Annotated in this window: 17 protein-coding genes; 6 read left to right on the top strand and 11 right to left on the bottom strand. The window is 39.1% G+C overall.

Translation table 11 applies throughout. The annotated features are described in order from the left end of the window. Positions 1-6: 6 nt before the first annotated feature. The 4 genes from ACEQ81_RS11420 to ACEQ81_RS11405 form a co-directional block, all read right to left on the bottom strand. A complete protein-coding gene (locus ACEQ81_RS11420) occupies positions 7-2,430 on the bottom strand; it encodes a TonB-dependent receptor domain-containing protein (RefSeq protein WP_411031021.1) in 2,424 nt (807 codons plus the stop codon). Positions 2,431-2,613: 183 nt separating this feature from the next. Then, positions 2,614-3,231: a tRNA (guanine-N1)-methyltransferase gene (locus ACEQ81_RS11415; protein WP_411031020.1), complete on the bottom strand. Its 618-nt coding sequence runs from the start codon at positions 3,229-3,231 to the stop codon at positions 2,614-2,616. 152 nt (positions 3,232-3,383) lie between these two features. Beyond that, complete coding sequence (locus ACEQ81_RS11410; protein WP_411031019.1) at positions 3,384-4,832, bottom strand: glyceraldehyde-3-phosphate dehydrogenase; 1,449 nt, start codon at positions 4,830-4,832, stop codon at positions 3,384-3,386. A 121-nt stretch (positions 4,833-4,953) separates the two neighbouring features. Then, positions 4,954-6,345: a S1C family serine protease gene (locus tag ACEQ81_RS11405; protein WP_411031018.1), complete on the bottom strand. Its 1,392-nt coding sequence runs from the start codon at positions 6,343-6,345 to the stop codon at positions 4,954-4,956. A gap of 131 nt (positions 6,346-6,476) precedes the next feature. Between ACEQ81_RS11405 and dapF the strand changes: the two genes are divergently transcribed. The 4 genes from dapF (at position 6,477) to ACEQ81_RS11385 (ending at position 9,601) form a co-directional block, all read left to right on the top strand. Continuing rightward, positions 6,477-7,250, top strand: a complete 774-nt coding sequence (gene dapF, locus ACEQ81_RS11400; protein WP_411031017.1) for a diaminopimelate epimerase — start codon at positions 6,477-6,479, stop codon at positions 7,248-7,250. Next, a complete protein-coding gene (locus ACEQ81_RS11395; protein WP_411031016.1) occupies positions 7,244-7,768 on the top strand; it encodes a GNAT family N-acetyltransferase in 525 nt (174 codons plus the stop codon). Before dapF ends, ACEQ81_RS11395 begins: the two co-directional genes overlap by 7 nt. Next, positions 7,768-8,811, top strand: a complete 1,044-nt coding sequence (mltG, locus tag ACEQ81_RS11390; protein ID WP_411031015.1) for an endolytic transglycosylase MltG — start codon at positions 7,768-7,770, stop codon at positions 8,809-8,811. Before ACEQ81_RS11395 ends, mltG begins: the two co-directional genes overlap by 1 nt. 157 nt (positions 8,812-8,968) lie before the next feature. Next, on the top strand, positions 8,969-9,601 hold the full coding sequence (locus tag ACEQ81_RS11385) for a hypothetical protein (protein WP_411031014.1): 633 nt from the start codon (positions 8,969-8,971) through the stop codon (positions 9,599-9,601). A gap of 53 nt (positions 9,602-9,654) precedes the next feature. Here ACEQ81_RS11385 and ACEQ81_RS11380 read toward each other — a convergent pair whose 3' ends face one another. The 3 genes from ACEQ81_RS11380 to dnaA are packed head-to-tail and all read right to left on the bottom strand — an operon-like array spanning position 9,655 to position 12,279. Continuing rightward, positions 9,655-10,377, bottom strand: coding sequence for an SAM-dependent methyltransferase (locus ACEQ81_RS11380; protein WP_411031013.1), 723 nt, complete (start codon positions 10,375-10,377; stop codon positions 9,655-9,657). After that, the gene (locus ACEQ81_RS11375; RefSeq protein WP_411031012.1) at positions 10,378-10,845 is read right to left on the bottom strand and encodes a low molecular weight protein-tyrosine-phosphatase; all 468 of its coding nucleotides are present in this window, start codon (positions 10,843-10,845) and stop codon (positions 10,378-10,380) included. It lies immediately after the preceding gene. A 9-nt stretch (positions 10,846-10,854) separates the two neighbouring features. Then, positions 10,855-12,279, bottom strand: a complete 1,425-nt coding sequence (gene dnaA / locus ACEQ81_RS11370; RefSeq protein ID WP_411031011.1) for a chromosomal replication initiator protein DnaA — start codon at positions 12,277-12,279, stop codon at positions 10,855-10,857. Between the two features lie 206 nt (positions 12,280-12,485). Between dnaA and ACEQ81_RS11365 the strand changes: the two genes are divergently transcribed. Beyond that, positions 12,486-12,884, top strand: a complete 399-nt coding sequence (locus ACEQ81_RS11365; RefSeq protein WP_411031010.1) for an acyl-CoA thioesterase — start codon at positions 12,486-12,488, stop codon at positions 12,882-12,884. Here the strand turns inward: ACEQ81_RS11365 and ACEQ81_RS11360 are convergent. The 4 genes from ACEQ81_RS11360 to ribD are packed head-to-tail and all read right to left on the bottom strand — an operon-like array spanning position 12,881 to position 16,007. Then, entirely contained in the window at positions 12,881-13,495 is a 615-nt protein-coding gene (locus ACEQ81_RS11360) for an IMPACT family protein (protein WP_411031009.1), read from the bottom strand. The genes ACEQ81_RS11365 and ACEQ81_RS11360 overlap by 4 nt on opposite strands. After that, a complete protein-coding gene (locus ACEQ81_RS11355; RefSeq protein WP_411031008.1) occupies positions 13,495-14,358 on the bottom strand; it encodes an EamA family transporter in 864 nt (287 codons plus the stop codon). Before ACEQ81_RS11355 ends, ACEQ81_RS11360 begins: the two co-directional genes overlap by 1 nt. Then, the gene (locus ACEQ81_RS11350) at positions 14,351-14,962 is read right to left on the bottom strand and encodes an HAD family hydrolase (protein WP_411031007.1); all 612 of its coding nucleotides are present in this window, start codon (positions 14,960-14,962) and stop codon (positions 14,351-14,353) included. The genes ACEQ81_RS11355 and ACEQ81_RS11350 overlap by 8 nt, the downstream gene beginning before the upstream one ends. Next, positions 14,955-16,007: a bifunctional diaminohydroxyphosphoribosylaminopyrimidine deaminase/5-amino-6-(5-phosphoribosylamino)uracil reductase RibD gene (ribD, locus tag ACEQ81_RS11345; protein ID WP_411031006.1), complete on the bottom strand. Its 1,053-nt coding sequence runs from the start codon at positions 16,005-16,007 to the stop codon at positions 14,955-14,957. Before ribD ends, ACEQ81_RS11350 begins: the two co-directional genes overlap by 8 nt. 42 nt (positions 16,008-16,049) lie before the next feature. Here ribD and ACEQ81_RS11340 point away from each other — a divergent pair, with 42 nt between their 5' ends. Next, positions 16,050-16,535, top strand: a complete 486-nt coding sequence (locus ACEQ81_RS11340; protein ID WP_411031005.1) for a GNAT family N-acetyltransferase — start codon at positions 16,050-16,052, stop codon at positions 16,533-16,535. The last annotated feature ends 61 nt before the right edge of the window (positions 16,536-16,596 follow it).

Here is a 16,596-nt window from a genome sequence, read left to right as displayed (position 1 = left end):
TACCCTCTAATTTACACGTCTTCTTTCCTCATCTGATCCGGTGCCTCTCTGACGTGCCGATTTTAATTTACTGTTTCCAAAATTTCTGGAGTAGGTTAAGGTAAAAGTTCTGTTGCTAAAATCAAAAGTGTTTACCGTATTTAAATTTTGTTCGGGAATAGTTGTCCTACCGGTAAATTCAAAAGATTCCAAAACATCATTTACACTAAAACGGAGTGTGCCCCATTTATCACCAAACTTCTTCTGAAAACCGATATTCATCCCAAAAACACCATCGAAACTCCTAATTCCGAATAGTCCGGGGCCAAAATAATTTAGATTGATTTCTGCAGTAAAATCTTCGGCAATAGTAAATGTCTGCGAACTGTTTGCATTAAAAGAGTTTTGTTCAAAACTAAAAGAGTCCCCTCTTAAGACCGCATCTACCTGTGTATTCTGATAAATAAAATTGTTCTGCATTTTCCACCAACTAACCACATTTATCGGGAGTCCAAGGGTAATAGTGAACAATCTACTCTCATCGTTATTGGCGGCTTCAAAGAAAAGCCTTCCGGTAGCATCATCGAACCTTTCCTGAAAGTTGGAAATTGGTTCATCCTGAATGGTATACTGAAAAGACAGCAAAATGTTACGATAGTTAGTGTCAAATTTCAAAGCATTGGATATGGATGGTTGAAGTGCAGAATTACCGGAGATAAAGGTGGTGGGGTCCAAGAAGATTACAAAGGGCGCCAAATTGTTAAAAGTGGGGCGTGTTATTCTTTTGGAGTATGAAGCATTAAAACTAAGACTATCATTGACTGCATGGGAAACAAAAACACTTGGGAACAATTTACCAAATTCCCTATCTACCACCCTTCCACCAGTCTCTGTATCTAGCTCCGAATCGGTATGCTCATACCTAAGCCCCAATTTAAAGGAGGTTTTGTCGCTAAGTTTATAATCCATTGCACTATAAGCAGCAAGAATACGCTCATCTAAATTACTTTTATTGGTCAATGTTGGGTCTTCCACAAATGCCTGTCCATCAAAAGTTGCCACGGAAACATCATTTTCAAAGTTTGAAACAACCGCTTTTACACCGGTCTCAATTTTTATGTTATCGTTCAATTGATTGCTGTAGTCTACTTTTCCCACCACAATGTTTATGGGCGTTGTTTTATCACTATTGGTAAGCTCTTCCCTAAGTAAGGAGTTATTTCCATCAAAAAAACTATTGACGTAATCCGTCGGATTCTCATCGTAATAATGCAAATAGTCCAAGTCGAAACTGATAAACTTATTATCAGTAAAGTTGTGTTTAAAATTTAGGTTAGAACTAAAATTCTGCCATTGGTTTCTTTCTGTGGTAATAAGCTCTACAAAAGAAATGGGTGAACTATTTTCTGTTTCGATGCTGTTGTTTAATGCATCCATGGTCCATTTATTGTCATAAGCACTTAGCAGTACCCCGATTACTGTTTTTTCGGAAGTTTGATAATCTAGCCCCAAACGTAAGTTGTGATTTCTCTGAACTGGGTCTCTGTCCGACACCGTACGCAACGTTGCAGGAAGATTGTTCTGGTTTTGGAAACTACGCGAAAAATCGAACTGTTGACCCTGGCTATCCCTAAGAAAAGAATAATTGCCAAACAGATTTATTTTGTCCTTTCTGTAGTTAAAACTAATGTTGTTGGATATGTTGGTCCCGTTTCCTATGCCCGTTGAAAGCGAATAGGTGCCATTTAGGCCAAGGTCTGCCCTCTTTTTGAGAACAATATTTATGAAACCTGCATTTCCTTCTGCATCAAAATTGGCAGGGGGTGTTGTAATTAGTTCTATCGTCTCAATATTGTCGGAGCTCATCCCTTCCAGAAGTTGCACTAAACTGTCCTGGGGCATATAACTAATTTTTCCGTTGATCATTACTACCACTCCACTCTTTCCTGAAAGCGATATACTGCTGTTTTGCCTGTCTACAATAACACCTGGCGACCTTTCTAAAACCTCCAAGGCAGAGGCACCTGCGGAAACAATACTACTTTCCACGTTAATGACCATTCTGTCTATTTTTTGCACATATAGGGGCTTGGTGGTTTGCACCACTACTTCATCCAAAGCCAAACCCGCCGTTAGACCAATATTAGGGACCGTGTAATCCGTATTTTGACCAAGTTGAAATGGGGGCGTGGTTTTGGTTTCAAAACCTACCGTGCTTGCGGTGATTATATAATTTCCAGGACTGATATTCTCAAACAAATAATTGCCATTTTCGTCTGTGATGGCACCTTTTACCAAAATGGAATCCGTTTCTTGTTGTAGCAATACGTTGGCAAATGCCAAAGGAGTACCATCATCTCCGGCTACGCTGCCATTTATAGTTTGTTGGGCACTAAGGGTAAAAAAGGAAAAACTGATTAGGGTAAAGAGAAATAAATTTTTAAGCATCATCCATTAAGGGTTTAGAACCATTTCCACAAAAAATAGGCATCCTAAATAATGGATGAAACCAAAAATGTAATGTTACAGTAATATTGAGGCTTTTCTTTCTCAATAGCTTATGCATGAAAGGCTATAGAGAAGGAGATAAATCGAAGTTAACTAAAAAAGCCTCTAAGAAAGAGGCTTTAACATTTATTTGGATTTTCTGTATTTGTTTATCTCATCTTGGAGTTCCCTGCTAATTTTTTGTTCGCGCTCCAATGCTCTTCTTCGGTGTTGCTCATATTCGATCTCCAATTCGGAGAGGGCACTTTTGGCTTCTTGGGTAAGTATGTTACTATTCCTAAACTTATATACGAAAAGTAAAAATAGCAGGAGCAGGCCACCGATGATGGTCCACAGTATAAAGTTGTAGGTGCCTTTGGAGACCAGGGCCCCTAAAAATGACATGCTATCTTTTTCTTCCGTAACATTGTTAAGGTTACTGGTGGTTTCATCGAGCCTTTTGTTAAGTGAAGCAACAGTAGCCTCGTGCCCGGCAATGGTTGCCTTAAGTTCTGCGGCTTTCTTACTGGATGCATTCAATGAATCCAATACATTCTTCCTAAGTTTATCTAGATAAATAACCCGTACAACTTCATACGCTTTACCTTCTGCACGATAATTACCTGATTTTTTCGAAACAAATTCGAACTGACTGCTAATAGGACCACTGTCCAATGACAGCTGTTTTTCTTCAGATTCTTGCGCAAATTGTATGTTATAGGTCAATACGGCAATTACGATAAGTAGTGTTCTTATGCCTTTCATGTTTATGATGCTTACTGTTAATAATGATTTAGAGAGAGGCTAAAGTAATTCAATAATATCAATTAAGAAAAAAAATTGGAAATAACGTAATAATGCGTAAGAAAACCGCTCCAAAAAAGGTGCTTGGTTCACCATTAAAACCTTTAACCATATTAATAGTAGGTATATCTCCTTACTTTTGCAATATACTTTGCCAACCGAATAACTTGATGAGAGTATCCATACTCATTATCATACCAAATATATAGAACAATATTTTTGCCATCGTCTGAAACTATGGTTGCATTACTATCGTAAATAGCGGGGGAGGAGGTACCCACAATGTCCGAAGATACCAGTTCGTTACTCAGTGAGTATTTAATCTGTTCTACAAGATCACCTTCCAAGGCGTACTTCTTTACAATGGTATTGATACTGTCTTTAGATGTCTTGTTTTTTACCTCTAAATTTAGGATTGCCAAAGAGCCATTGGGCACGGGTACCCTTATGGCATTTGAAGTTAGTTTCCCTTTTAGTATGGGCAATGCCTTGGCGACTGCCTTACCGGCACCGGTTTCCGTAATTACCATATTAAGGGCTGCAGCCCGTCCACGTCGGTATTTGCCATGCATATTGTCTACAAGGTTTTGATCATTGGTATAAGCATGTATGGTTTCTAAATGGCCCTTTTTAATACCTAATGAATCTTCTATGACCTTCAATACTGGGGTTATGGCATTGGTTGTGCAGGATGCTGCGGAGTATATTTTTGTTGTATCCGGATCAAACTCTTTCTGGTTTACACCATGCACTATATTGGGTACTTCCTTTCCTGGTGCTGTAAGCAATACCTTTGCAGCTCCTTTAGATTTTAAGTGCCTGCCCAAGGCCGCTTTATCCCTAAATGCCCCGGAGTTGTCAATAATAAGGGCATCGGAGATACCGTATTGGGTATAATCTATATCTTCGGGTTTATCTGCCGAGATAATGCGTACCGTTGTGCCGTTTATGGTCAGGGCCTTATTCTTAAAATCCGTATCTACGGTACCCATAAACTGCCCATGTACAGAATCTGTACGTAGCAGGGTAGCCCTTTTCTCTAGAATTTCCTTGGTAATGGTACCTCTGGTAACTATAGCACGCAGGCGCAATTGGTTGCCCTTCCCGGTCTTTGCCATGAGTTCTCTGGCCAAAAGACGGCCTATTCTTCCAAATCCGTAGAGCACTACGTCTTTGGGTTTAATTTCTTGTGATGATCCGGCATCCTTAAGTTTATCCAAAACAAATGCCTTAACATTATGATGATTATTGTCTTCCGCATGATACTCGTACGTAAGTTTGCCGATATCCAATTTTGAGGGAGGTAATTTTATATCGTTTACTGCCCTTAGAATTTCTACGGAATCAAATATGGAAATCGGTTTCTGCACAAATTCCCCTGCATACTCGTGCAGGTTTATGATATCGCTTACATTTTTATCGATGATCTGGTTTTTGAACAGTACAACTTCGATAGACTTATCATACCAAAGATCACTAATAATTTTAATGAATTCTGTAGTGGCCTTTCTTCTGTCGGCCTGAAAAGCCAATTCTTTTTCGTACGATTTAATAGGACTCATTAGGTGGTGTTAGAGTTGTTGAATTTTTTTGCAAAATTATATATTTCAAACGTTTTCGCCCAACTATTTTGTAAATAAAAAAAGCGCCCTGCTAAGGCGCTTTTTTGAAGTTGTTTTTCCTTTATTGAAAGATAAGCCTTTCGCGTTCTCCGTCTTCATTGAGCATGGTAATACTAGTTTTGGAATATTTGGAGATTTTGCCAAAAAGCGCTCTTGCATCCTGGATGTCATCAATTTCCTCATCGTCAACAAAGATAAGGACTTTACCCTCCAACCCATAACCTCTATATCTTTCTGGGACACCTGTAATTTTCACACCTTTTTTGGTCTTAAATTGTTTCTTATCCTTATCGGATAGCTCTTTAACCTCAAAGCCCATTACAGGTACAACCAAGGTCTGTCTTTTCTTCAGCATTACCGAAACGGTTTTGTTTTTGCCATCCCTATCTACGGTAACGTTTATGGTATCTCCGGGTCTTTTGGAAGATATATACCCTGTAAGATCTGCGAACTTATGTATTTCAACATGGTCTACACCTTTGATGACGTCACCAGACTGCAGTTCAGCATCGTACGCCCCAGAATCTTCCTCAACACTCTCAATATAGACACCATCAATTTCATCAATACCTTTTTCAATGGCGTAGGGAGAGTTTATGGGCGCTGTCCTAATTCCCAATATACCACTTTGTACATTACCATATTCCATGATATCTTCTACTACTTTCTTGGCAATGTTGCTTGGTACGGCAAAAGAGTAACCAACATAAGATCCGGTCTGGGAGGAAATTGCCGTGTTAATTCCTATTAGGTCACCGTTGGTATTTACCAAGGCACCACCACTATTTCCGGGATTAACAGCCGCATCTGTCTGTATAAAAGATTGCCTTCTTCCCAAATCCCGAGCTTTGGCACTAACGATACCTGCTGTTACGGTAGAAGTTAGGTTAAAAGGGTTACCAACGGCCAAAACCCATTCCCCGATCTTGGCATTATCGGAGTCCCCGAAAGCCAAATATGGTAGTTTTAACTTAGGATCTATTTTTATCAATGCGATGTCGGAATTAGGATCGGTACCTACCAACTCGGCATCATACGTTTTGTTGTTGTTGAGGGTAACCTGCAACTGATTGGCCTGGGCTACCACATGATTATTGGTAACTATAAAGCCATCGGGAGAAATAATTACTCCAGAACCAGTACCTACCTGCGGTCTTTTGCTTTCGCCAGATCCATAGAAAAACTCTGCAATGCTCGAAGGCCCTCTTCCGGCGGTAACATTTTTTACGTGCACCACGGCATTTACCGTATTTTGGGCCGCTACCGTAAAGTCAACCTCATTAATGCCAGACCCTCTGGCCGAAGTGGGCGTATAGCTGGTAGCGAAAACGGGAGCTTCGGAATTTTCCGAAACAATCGTATAGTTCACCTTTTCAAAAAATAGTTTGTAAGCTCCCAAAGTAATTGCCCCTGCAAATAAGGAGACTAAAAAAAGACTAGCAATTTTTTTCATAATTTATATGGGTTTTAATAAAATCTGTCGTAAAAATAACAGATTTACACTTTTGTGAAGAAGTGTTTAACGACTTTTTAACTGCTAAAAAACCCTTAATAAAGTTATATCTTTGCAATTCAATACCAGTTATGATACTTACTTTCTACAAATATCAGGGTACCGGAAACGACTTTGTTATGATCGACAACAGAACCGGTTTTTTTCCAAAAAAAGATGTGGCCCTAGTGGCATCGCTATGTGATAGACGATTTGGGATAGGAGGGGACGGTCTTATTTTATTGGAGAATGATGATGAATCCGACTTTAAAATGGTTTATTACAATTCGGATGGTAATCCTAGCAGCTTATGCGGAAACGGAGGTAGATGTTTGGTGGCTTTTGCAAAGCATTTGGGTATTATAGACGACAAGGCCAGTTTTAACGCCGTGGACGGACTTCATAATGCAACAATAGAGGGCGATTTGGTGAGCCTACAAATGCAAGATGTAACCGAAATAAAAGAAAAGGACAAGTATACTTTTTTAGATACAGGTTCTCCACATCATGTGCAATTGGTAGAGAACCTACAAGAGTTAAACGTGGCAAAGGAGGGCGAAAAATTACGCTATGGCATTTACGGAAAAAAAGGAAGCAATGTTAATTTTGTGGAACCCCAAGAAACTTCTTTCTCCGTCCGTACGTATGAAAGAGGAGTAGAGGACGAAACGTTATCTTGTGGAACCGGGGTTACCGCAGTTGCCGTAGCCATGCATCATAGCGGGCAAACGCAGGCAGAAAACATTACGCTTAAAACACCAGGTGGTAATCTTAAGGTACAATTTAATAAAAGTGAAAAAGGATACCACAATGTGTATTTAACCGGACCGGCAAAACAGGTCTTTAAAGGTGAAATAGAATGTTGAGCCTTAAGGGAAACCACATCTTTTTGCGAGCTTTGGAGCCCGAAGATTTAGAATTTCTCTATACGTTGGAAAACGACACGGACATTTGGGAGGTAAGTGGTACTGCAACACCCTATTCCAAACAAGTATTAAAATTGTACTTGGAAAATGCCCATAGGGATATCTATGAAGTAAAGCAATTACGACTCTGCATCTGCAATCATAATGATAAACGGCTGGGACTTATAGACCTTTTCGATTTTGACCCTAAGAACCTGAGGGCCGGTATAGGTATCGTTGTGCTAGATAAAGAGGATAGAAACAAAGGGGTAGGAGCCGAAGCCATTTCCATACTGATAAAGTATGCTTTTGAAAACTTAAACCTGAGACAGTTGTATGCCAATGTTATGGAAGACAATAAACCCAGCATCCACCTGTTTAAAAAAATGGGTTTTGTAGAAGCGGGCGTTAAAAAAGATTGGATTTTTTCCAACGGAACCTTTAAAAATGAAATACTGTTACAAAACATAAAAAACTGATGTATTTAAAGAAAATTGTACTGGTTGTTGTATTTCTTGGTCTTATCGCGGGCGGCGCCTTCTCATATATGGTATATAGCGCTATTTTCTCTCCCAATACTTCCTTTACCAATGAGCAGGCTTTTGTTTTTGTACCCTCCGATGCCAATTTTGAAGAAGTGGCGAACGTCTTGCAACCTTTGCTGAAGGACATTGATTCTTTTCGTGAAGTTGCGCAGAGAAAAGGGTATATGGACAACGTAAAAGGTGGTAAATACGCTTTGAAAAAAGGGATGAACAATAACGAAATTATCAACACTTTACGCAGTAACAACATACCGGTTAAAGTTTCTTTTAACAATCAGGAGACCTTGGCCAATTTGGCTGGAAGAATAGCCGTCCAAATTGAGGCCGATAGTTTAACCCTATTATCAGCTTTCAAGGATAGAAAGTTTTTAGGCGACAAAAATTTTGCACCGGACAATGCCTTAGGCATGTACATTCCCAATAGCTATGAACTTTTCTGGAATACCTCAGCTGCGGATTTTAGGAATAGAATGCATAAAGAGTATACCCGGTTTTGGAACCAAGATCGTAAAGCAAAGGCCAGGACCTTAGGGTTAGCGCCGGCACAGGTAATTACCTTAGCCTCTATAGTGCATAAGGAAACGGTAAAAGTGTCCGAAAGACCCCGAGTGGCGGGGGTTTATTTAAACCGCTTGCGAAAGAATATGTTATTGCAGGCAGATCCTACAGTTATATACGCTTTAAAACTACATTCAAAAGATTTTGATCGGGTTATTAAAAGGGTGTTGTATAAGGATTTGGAATTAGATTCCCCCTACAATACATACAAATATGCGGGCCTACCCCCCGGACCCATTGCTATGCCAGATATTTCGGCGGTAGATGCAGTTTTGAACCCCGAGGCCCATGATTATCTCTATTTTGTAGCCGATGTTCAGAATTTCGGGTTTCACAAATTTGCCAAGACTTTGGCACAACATAACCGAAATAAAGCGCAATATGTCCGATGGATAAATGCACAAAATGTTAATAGATAGGTAATTAATCCAGATTTTAAGACATCTTAACTAAAACAAGCCCGTTTTAAGAAAATCTTGGGTAGTAAGCATTTTAGGTAGAAAAAAACGGTCGTATCTTTGTAGGGTGAAATTTAAGCAGGCGCTTTTTTGCTGTAAGTCTTAAGAAAACAACAATATGAGAAAGTGGATAAGCACTGTTTGTCCTCTTATCATGATATTTATTTTAATCAGTTTTGGCTTTAAAACAAAGGAAACTTTTGTGGTGCCAGAAACGCTTAAAGTAAATGAACCTACTGAAGTTTTGTTCCCCAAAAACAAAACTATTGTTAAGACCACATTGGTAGTACCTCCCTTTTTGGGAAGCTCCTATATCGGTTTCAAAGAGGCCTTGGCTTTTAAAGAGTCTAGTGGTAACTATTTCATTATTAATACATTAGGTTATTTAGGAAAATATCAGTTCGGTGTAGGAACATTACAATTGATGGGTGTTTACAATGCCACTGTTTTCCTGAACGATCCTGCACTCCAAGAAAAAGTGTTTCAAATCAATATTGCAAGGAACAAATGGATTTTGCGCAGAGATATTAACAGATTTGTAGGCAAGCGTATTAGAGGTGTAGAGATTACGGAATCGGGTATTTTGGCTGCGGCCCATTTGGCTGGTGCCGGTAATGTGAAGAAGTACTTACGCTCTTATGGCAAGTTTGACGTTAAAGATGCTTATGGAACCAATATTGCTTTTTATATTAAGAAGTTCTCTGGTTACGATATTTCTAACGTACCGCCAAAACGTAACCCAAAAGTTTAAGATTAGTTTATAAATATGAAAATGGGGCCTTGGCGTAAATGTCAAGGCTTTTTTTATGCTTGGATAATAAATATCGAAGGCCGCTTATGAAGTTCTACAGACACATTTTTCCATTCCAAAACAGTTCTAGTAGCAATGTATTCTGTCGTTAGCGTAATATCTGCGGCGATGCACAGTAAGGTGTTTTTAGAAAGTGTTCTCAGTAATTCTACCAATAACTTGTCATTTCTGTAGGGAGTTTCAATAAATATTTGGGTTTGGTCCAATTCCTTAGAAGTACGCTCAATTTTTTTAATGGCGGCCTTTCTTTCCGCAGTATCTATAGGTAGATATCCATTAAAGGCAAAGTTCTGGCCGTTTAAGCCACTGGCCATTAGGGCCAACAGAATAGAGGAGGGGCCAACGAGTGGTACCACCTGTATACCTTTTTCATGAGCAATTCTAACCACATCCGCCCCTGGATCAGCTATTCCCGGGCATCCAGCTTCCGAAAGGATACCAACATGCTTACCGGCCAAACAAGGTTCTAAAAAACCTGGAATGGCTTCGGGTTCGGTAAATTTGTTCAAGAGTTCTATATGTAGGCTAGGTTGCGATTTGTTAGAGCTTACTTTTTTAATGAAATGACGGGCAGATTTTTCATTTTCAACAATGTAGTAATCAATATTTTCAATAGCCCTTTTTATGGAGATTGGAAGCACTTCCAAGGGCTCATTTTCCCCCAAGGTGGTAGGAATCAAGTATAATCTGCCTTTGGTATTGTCAAAGTTGGCCATTTAAGCTATATGTTCTTGGTTTAAACGATTGGCAATTTCGGTACAAGCGGTATCAATCAAACTAAAGACTTTTTCAAAACCCTCGTCGGCATCATAATAAGGATCCGGTACTTCATTAATACCCAAATCTACCTCATTCAATAGCAATCTTACTTTTTTGGCATCTTCCTCGCTAGGGCCTAAGGACAAGATGTTGTTGTAGTTGCTCATATCCATGGCGTAGATGAAATCGAAGGCGATAAAATCTTCTTTGGTAAATTTTCTGCAGCGTTGCCCTTCAATATTGATGTTATGCTTTTTTGCCACCTCAATAGATCTAATATCCGGTTTTTTGCCTACGTGATAACCTGCTGTTCCTGCAGAATCGACAAAAATATGCTTTGGATCTGTTTTTGTTTGGAGAATACCTTCGGCTAAGGGCGACCTACATATATTACCTAGGCATACCATTAAAACCTTAATTTTCATTGTAATGGGTTATGAAAATTTCTTTGTTAAATCGTCGATATATTTTCTGAACTGCTTATCCGTTTCCGCAAGATTATCTACCGTTTTGCAGGCATGAAGTACCGTGGCATGGTCTCTTTTTCCAATTTGGGAGCCTATACTGGCCAAAGAAGCTTTTGTAAATTTTTTGGCAAAGAACATTGCCAGCTGGCGTGCCTGTACAATATGTCTTTTTCTGGTTTTGGATTGCAGGGTAGCCACATCCATATCAAAGTAATCCGAAACTACTTTTTGAATGTAATCTATGGAAACCTCACGTTTGGTATTTTTAACAAATTTCTCAACAACCTGTTGGGCCAATTCCAAAGTTACCTCCCTTTTATTGAAAGATGATTGTGCTATCAATGAGATAATGGCACCTTCCAACTCTCGAATGTTCGTTTTTATGTGTTTTGCAACATAATCCACAATATCATTGGGCATTTCAACACCGTCCCTATATAATTTGTTTTTAAGAATAGAGATACGGGTCTCATAATCCGGATTTTGTAATTCCGCAGAAAGTCCCCATTTGAAACGCGATAACAAACGTTGTTCAATATCTTGCATATCTACAGGAGCCTTGTCCGATGTAAGTATTACCTGCTTTCCATTTTGATGGAGATGATTGAAAATATGGAAGAAAACATCTTGTGTACCCGATTTACCAGACAAGAACTGTACATCATCAATTATCAATACATCGATAAGTTGATAAAAGTGGATAAAATCGTTCCGTGTATTTTTCTTTACGGACTCTATATATTGTTGTGTAAACTTTTCGGCAGAAATATAAAGCACGGTCCTTTCAGGATATTTGTCCTTAATTTCAACACCAATGGCATGTGCCAAATGCGTTTTTCCCAACCCCACACCTCCAAAAACCAACAAGGGATTGAAGGATGTACCTCCTGGTTTGTTGGCCACTGCCATCCCTGCCGATCTGGCCAGCCTATTGGAATCCCCTTCTAGAAAGTTATCGAAGTTGTAATTTGGATTAAGTTGCGATTCTATCTTTATGTTTCTTATTCCGGGGATAACAAAAGGGTTCTTAAGTTCCGGATTTTTAGATTTAATGGGTACATCCAACTCTTGCGGTGAAACACCGCCCCGATTTGAGCTAGGTATTTTTTCGGTAAAAGGTTCTCTATTGCCGTAGGTGTTCTCCATCTTTATTATGTAGACCAATTTTGCATGATCTCCAAGTTCTTTGGTAAGGGCAACTTTTAACAATTTAACATAATGCTCCTCCAACCATTCGTAAAAAAACTTACTGGGTACCTGAATACTTAGGGCATTTTCTGATAACTTTACCGGCTTAATAGGTTCGAACCAAGTCTTGAATGCCTGCGGTTGGATATTATCCTTGATAAAAGCCAAACAATTGTTCCATACGGAATTAGCAGTAACACTCATTTCTAAATTTAAATCTTATTTTGTTGGTTAGTGACTATGTTAGTTGGTTCTAAGTGGTAGATTGGACTACCTCTTCGGTGGTGACAAATATGTGAACAAAAAAGCTAAAAAAAAAATGATTTAGCATTGAATTTTCTGTTTTTTTTTTGCATGTTCCAAGCTGCTATTCTGTAATCATTAAATATATGCTTTTTACTTGAAAAAATATGAATATAGACGAAATTTCTTTTAGGGTAAGATACGGTGAAACGGATCAAATGGGAGTGGTTTATCATGGTAACTATCCCCAGTATTTGGAAATGGGAAGAGTGGAATGGTTAAGAAAATTGGGGGTTTCCTACAAAAGCATGGAAGAAAACGGAATAATGCTCCCCGTAATTTCCTTAAACTTAAATTTTAAGAAATCGGCTGTGTATGATGATCTTATCACCGTGGTTACCATACTAAAAAAAGAACCTGCTGTTAAAATAGAATTCGACTATAAAATATACAACGAAGCCAAGGAAATTTTGGTGGAAGGACATACTGTGTTGGCATTCATCAACATGCGAACGAAAAGACCCATGAAATGTCCAGATTATATCTTGGAAAAGCTAAATACCTAATTGCTTGCATGAAGGGTTACTCCCAATGTTTGGTTGAAAATTTCTATGATTTTGGGAGCCATTTGTTTTCTTACCAAAAGGCTATAATCACAACGTACTTCTAATTGTTGGGTAGCAATTTCCAATCCATATTGTTTAATAATTCGCATAACCTTATCCATAAGCGCATATTCAAAAGTTATCCGTATCGCTACTTTAAGCGTTAAGGTCACTATATCGGAGGCCTCTATGGCCATTTTGGCACTACCTCTGTAGGCACTTATAAGTCCGCCGATCCCCAACTTAACACCTCCAAAAATACGGACTACCGCTATCAACACATTGGTTAGGCCATACGCCTGTATTTGTCCATAAATGGGCATACCAGCAGAATTATTGGGTTCGCCGTCATCGTTGGCCCTATATCTTGGGTTTTCCACACCTAGTTGCCAGGCATAGCATACATGGTTGGCCGTATAATGTTTCTTTCTTAAGGTGTTGATTATTTCTTTTACCTGGTCTTCGGAGGTCAGGGGAAATGCATATGCATAGAACTTACTTTTCCGTTCCTTCAGTATTACCTCTGAAGAGGGTGCTAGCAGGGTCTTGTAAGTATCTGTTCCATTTTCCATTAAAACAGGGCTACTAAAAAAATACTGATTATGGCCAGGGCTATTCCTCCCCAGTTTTTTGTACTTATTTTTTCCTTGAAAAGAACAATACCCAGCAAGGTAGATAACATTACAATGGCTACGTTATTAATGGTAAATATAGATGCACTGGTAAGTGCCTCATTATTTAAGGCTTTAAGTAGAAAGTAGATTGAAAAATAATTAGGTACCCCTAGAACAATGCCCCCAATAATATTTCTAAGACTAAACCCCAATGGCTTACGGAACACATTTATCAATACAATTGCAGCACCAACCGAAGCGGCTGAAGCAAATACCGTAGCAGAAAACAAAGGAAACTCATTGTTAGAGATGTAAGTGGCTTGCAGGTATTTTATGCTGGTATCTATTAGTCCCGATCCTATAAAAACCAATAAAGGCAACAATAGGGCATTTCTGCTTATCGAAATTGTCTTTTCTTTTACAGAGGCCAGATATACCGAAGCAAGAGCCAAAACAATTCCGATTCCTTTTAGGGTTCCCAGTTTTTCTTCATACAGGAACAAACCAAAAAGTACAGGGATCACCAAAGACATTTTGGTTGCCACTGAGGCCACCGAGACGCCGATTTTTTGGGAGGTTTGGGCCATAATGTTGAAGACCAAAATAAAAAGGAGGCCAAGTGCCACAGTACCTAAAAACCAGGGTTTAGTAGGGATTTCCGTTAAAGCTATATCGCCCTTGTAAAAAAAGAGTCCTACTAGACACGCCACCATATAGTTGACAATAATGGCATAGAATGTTTCTACCTTATAGTTTGAAAAAAGTTTGAAAATAACAAAGATCAAACTAGAAAAAAGCACACTTAAGGCCAGGTCAAACATAGTTTAGTTTTAAGTTAAGGTCTATAACATCTTCTTGGCCTACTTTTAGATTCCAAGACCGGATACCCAAGCGCTCTGCTGCCAGTGTATTTTCCTTGGTATCATCCACAAAAAAGGTTTCTTTGGCCTCTAGACCGTTTTCCCTAAGCACAAATTGGTAAATTTCAGCATTAGGTTTCCTAAGGTTAATTTCGTGGGAGAGGTAAAATTGCTCAAAACAATTTTTAAACCGCTGATATTTTTCTACTCCCATATTATGTTTTACCTGATCTATATGTAATGCATTTGTATTGCTAAGCAAAAAAAGGCGATAACGTTTTGTTGTGGCCAGATTTTCAATAAATTCAAGCCGATAATCCGGAAAGTATCGTATTATGGCATTCCATGCCATAATAAGGTCCTTTTTAGTGGCCTTGGGAAAAAATTTGATCATATTGGTGATAAAACTATCGGTAGTAACAAGTCCTTGTTCATAATCCATAGCCAATTTTAACACCTTTGTGGAAAGGCCTTCATAACCAAATCGCATCATTTGCAACTGGGTGGCGGGTTTATCTAGATCGATAAAAATATCCCCAAAATCAAAGATGATGTTTTTAATCATTTCTGTAGATATTTAGAGCGTCGCCATCAATATTTTTAATGTTCACTGGGTGTTCGGTTAAAATAGGAGCCTTCAACCCTTTGCCAAAATTAGATTTGCCGATAAAGACACGGGCTTCGTCCCAAATACCAGCAGTTATAAAAGTTTGCAATGTTTGGGCACCTCCTTCTACTAGCACACTTAAAATTTTATGGGCATACAATACTTCGCATAATTGTTTTATAACGTTTTGTGAAAAATCGATTCCAACATAATCCACATTGTCCATATTGTTTCCAATATTTTCATTGCCAGTAACTATTATGGTCTTTGCCTTTCCGTTGTATACATTAAAACGGGCATCAATTTTTAGATCCCTATCCAATATTATACGTGTAGGTGAATTTCCATGCCAATGTCTCACATCCAATTTCGGATTATCTTGTATTACCGTATTTGTACCCACCAAAATAGCTTGTTCCTCACTACGCCATTGGTGTACCAACTGTCTAGATCTTACACCGCTAATCCAATATGGTTGAGGGTCGTTGTTTCTTTTGGTGTGCTCAGGGGCTATAAATCCATCTTCGGTCTGCGCCCATTTCAAAAGAAAATAAGGCCGTTTTTTCTCATAAAAGGTGAGAAATCTTCTATGGTGTTCTCTACAAGCGCCTTCTATAACCCCAACAATAACATTACAACCGCTTTCTCGGAGTTTTTTAACCCCTTTGCCAGCTACCTTGCTATTTGGGTCCAAAGTACCAATAATCACATTTGGGATACCTTGCCGTACTATTAAATCTGCACAGGGTGGTGTTTTTCCAAAATGGGAACAGGGTTCCAAAGTTACATATAGGGTCGCTTCTTTTAATAGGGATTGGTCCTTTACGGAATTAATGGCATTAACCTCGGCATGTGCCCCACCATAAGGGCTTGTGAAGCCCTCGCCAATAATACGCCCCTTGTGCACAATGATGCTGCCGACCATTGGATTTGGAAAGGTGGTGCCTACGCCATTTTTGGCCAATTGTATACATCGCAAAATATATTTTTCGTGTATCTTCACAGCACAAAAATAGAACAATTGAAGAGATATTGATTTGTATATATGAAAGCCATAACCATTCGGGAAATAACCCTTCAAGATAATGTGGAAGTTGCCAAAGTAATCCGGGAGGTATTAATAGAAATGGGTGTGCCAAAAGTAGGTACTGCCTATGCTGATAAGGCGCTAGACCAAATGTTCGAAAATTACAATGTGCCCAAGGCCACATACTTTGTTGCCGAGATGGCAGGGAAAATAGTGGGGTGTTCCGGGATTGCCCAGTTGGAGGGCTCCAAAGAAAATGTCTGCGAATTGCAAAAAATGTATTTTTTGGAAAGCGCAAGGGGTAGGGGTATTGGTGCCAAAATGATGGAAGTTTGTTTGGAGCGTGCCAAGGAATACGGTTTTGAAAAGTGTTATTTGGAGACTATGCCCTATATGAAAGCTGCCCAAAAATTATACGTAAAGACCGGGTTCCAATATATCGATGCACCTATGGGAAATACCGGCCATTTTTCTTGCCCGGTGTGGATGATAAAGAGCATCTAAATTTGGGCCTAGTGAAAAACGGTGGTTTAATAGGGAAGTTAGGTATATAAGCAACCTAAAA

This window comes from Spongiimicrobium sp. 3-5 (genome assembly GCF_046557915.1).
Lineage (GTDB): Bacteria > Bacteroidota > Bacteroidia > Flavobacteriales > Flavobacteriaceae > JBHEBG01.
Note: the sequence above shows the minus strand (reverse complement) of the source record. Positions and strands in the feature narration are given on the sequence as shown.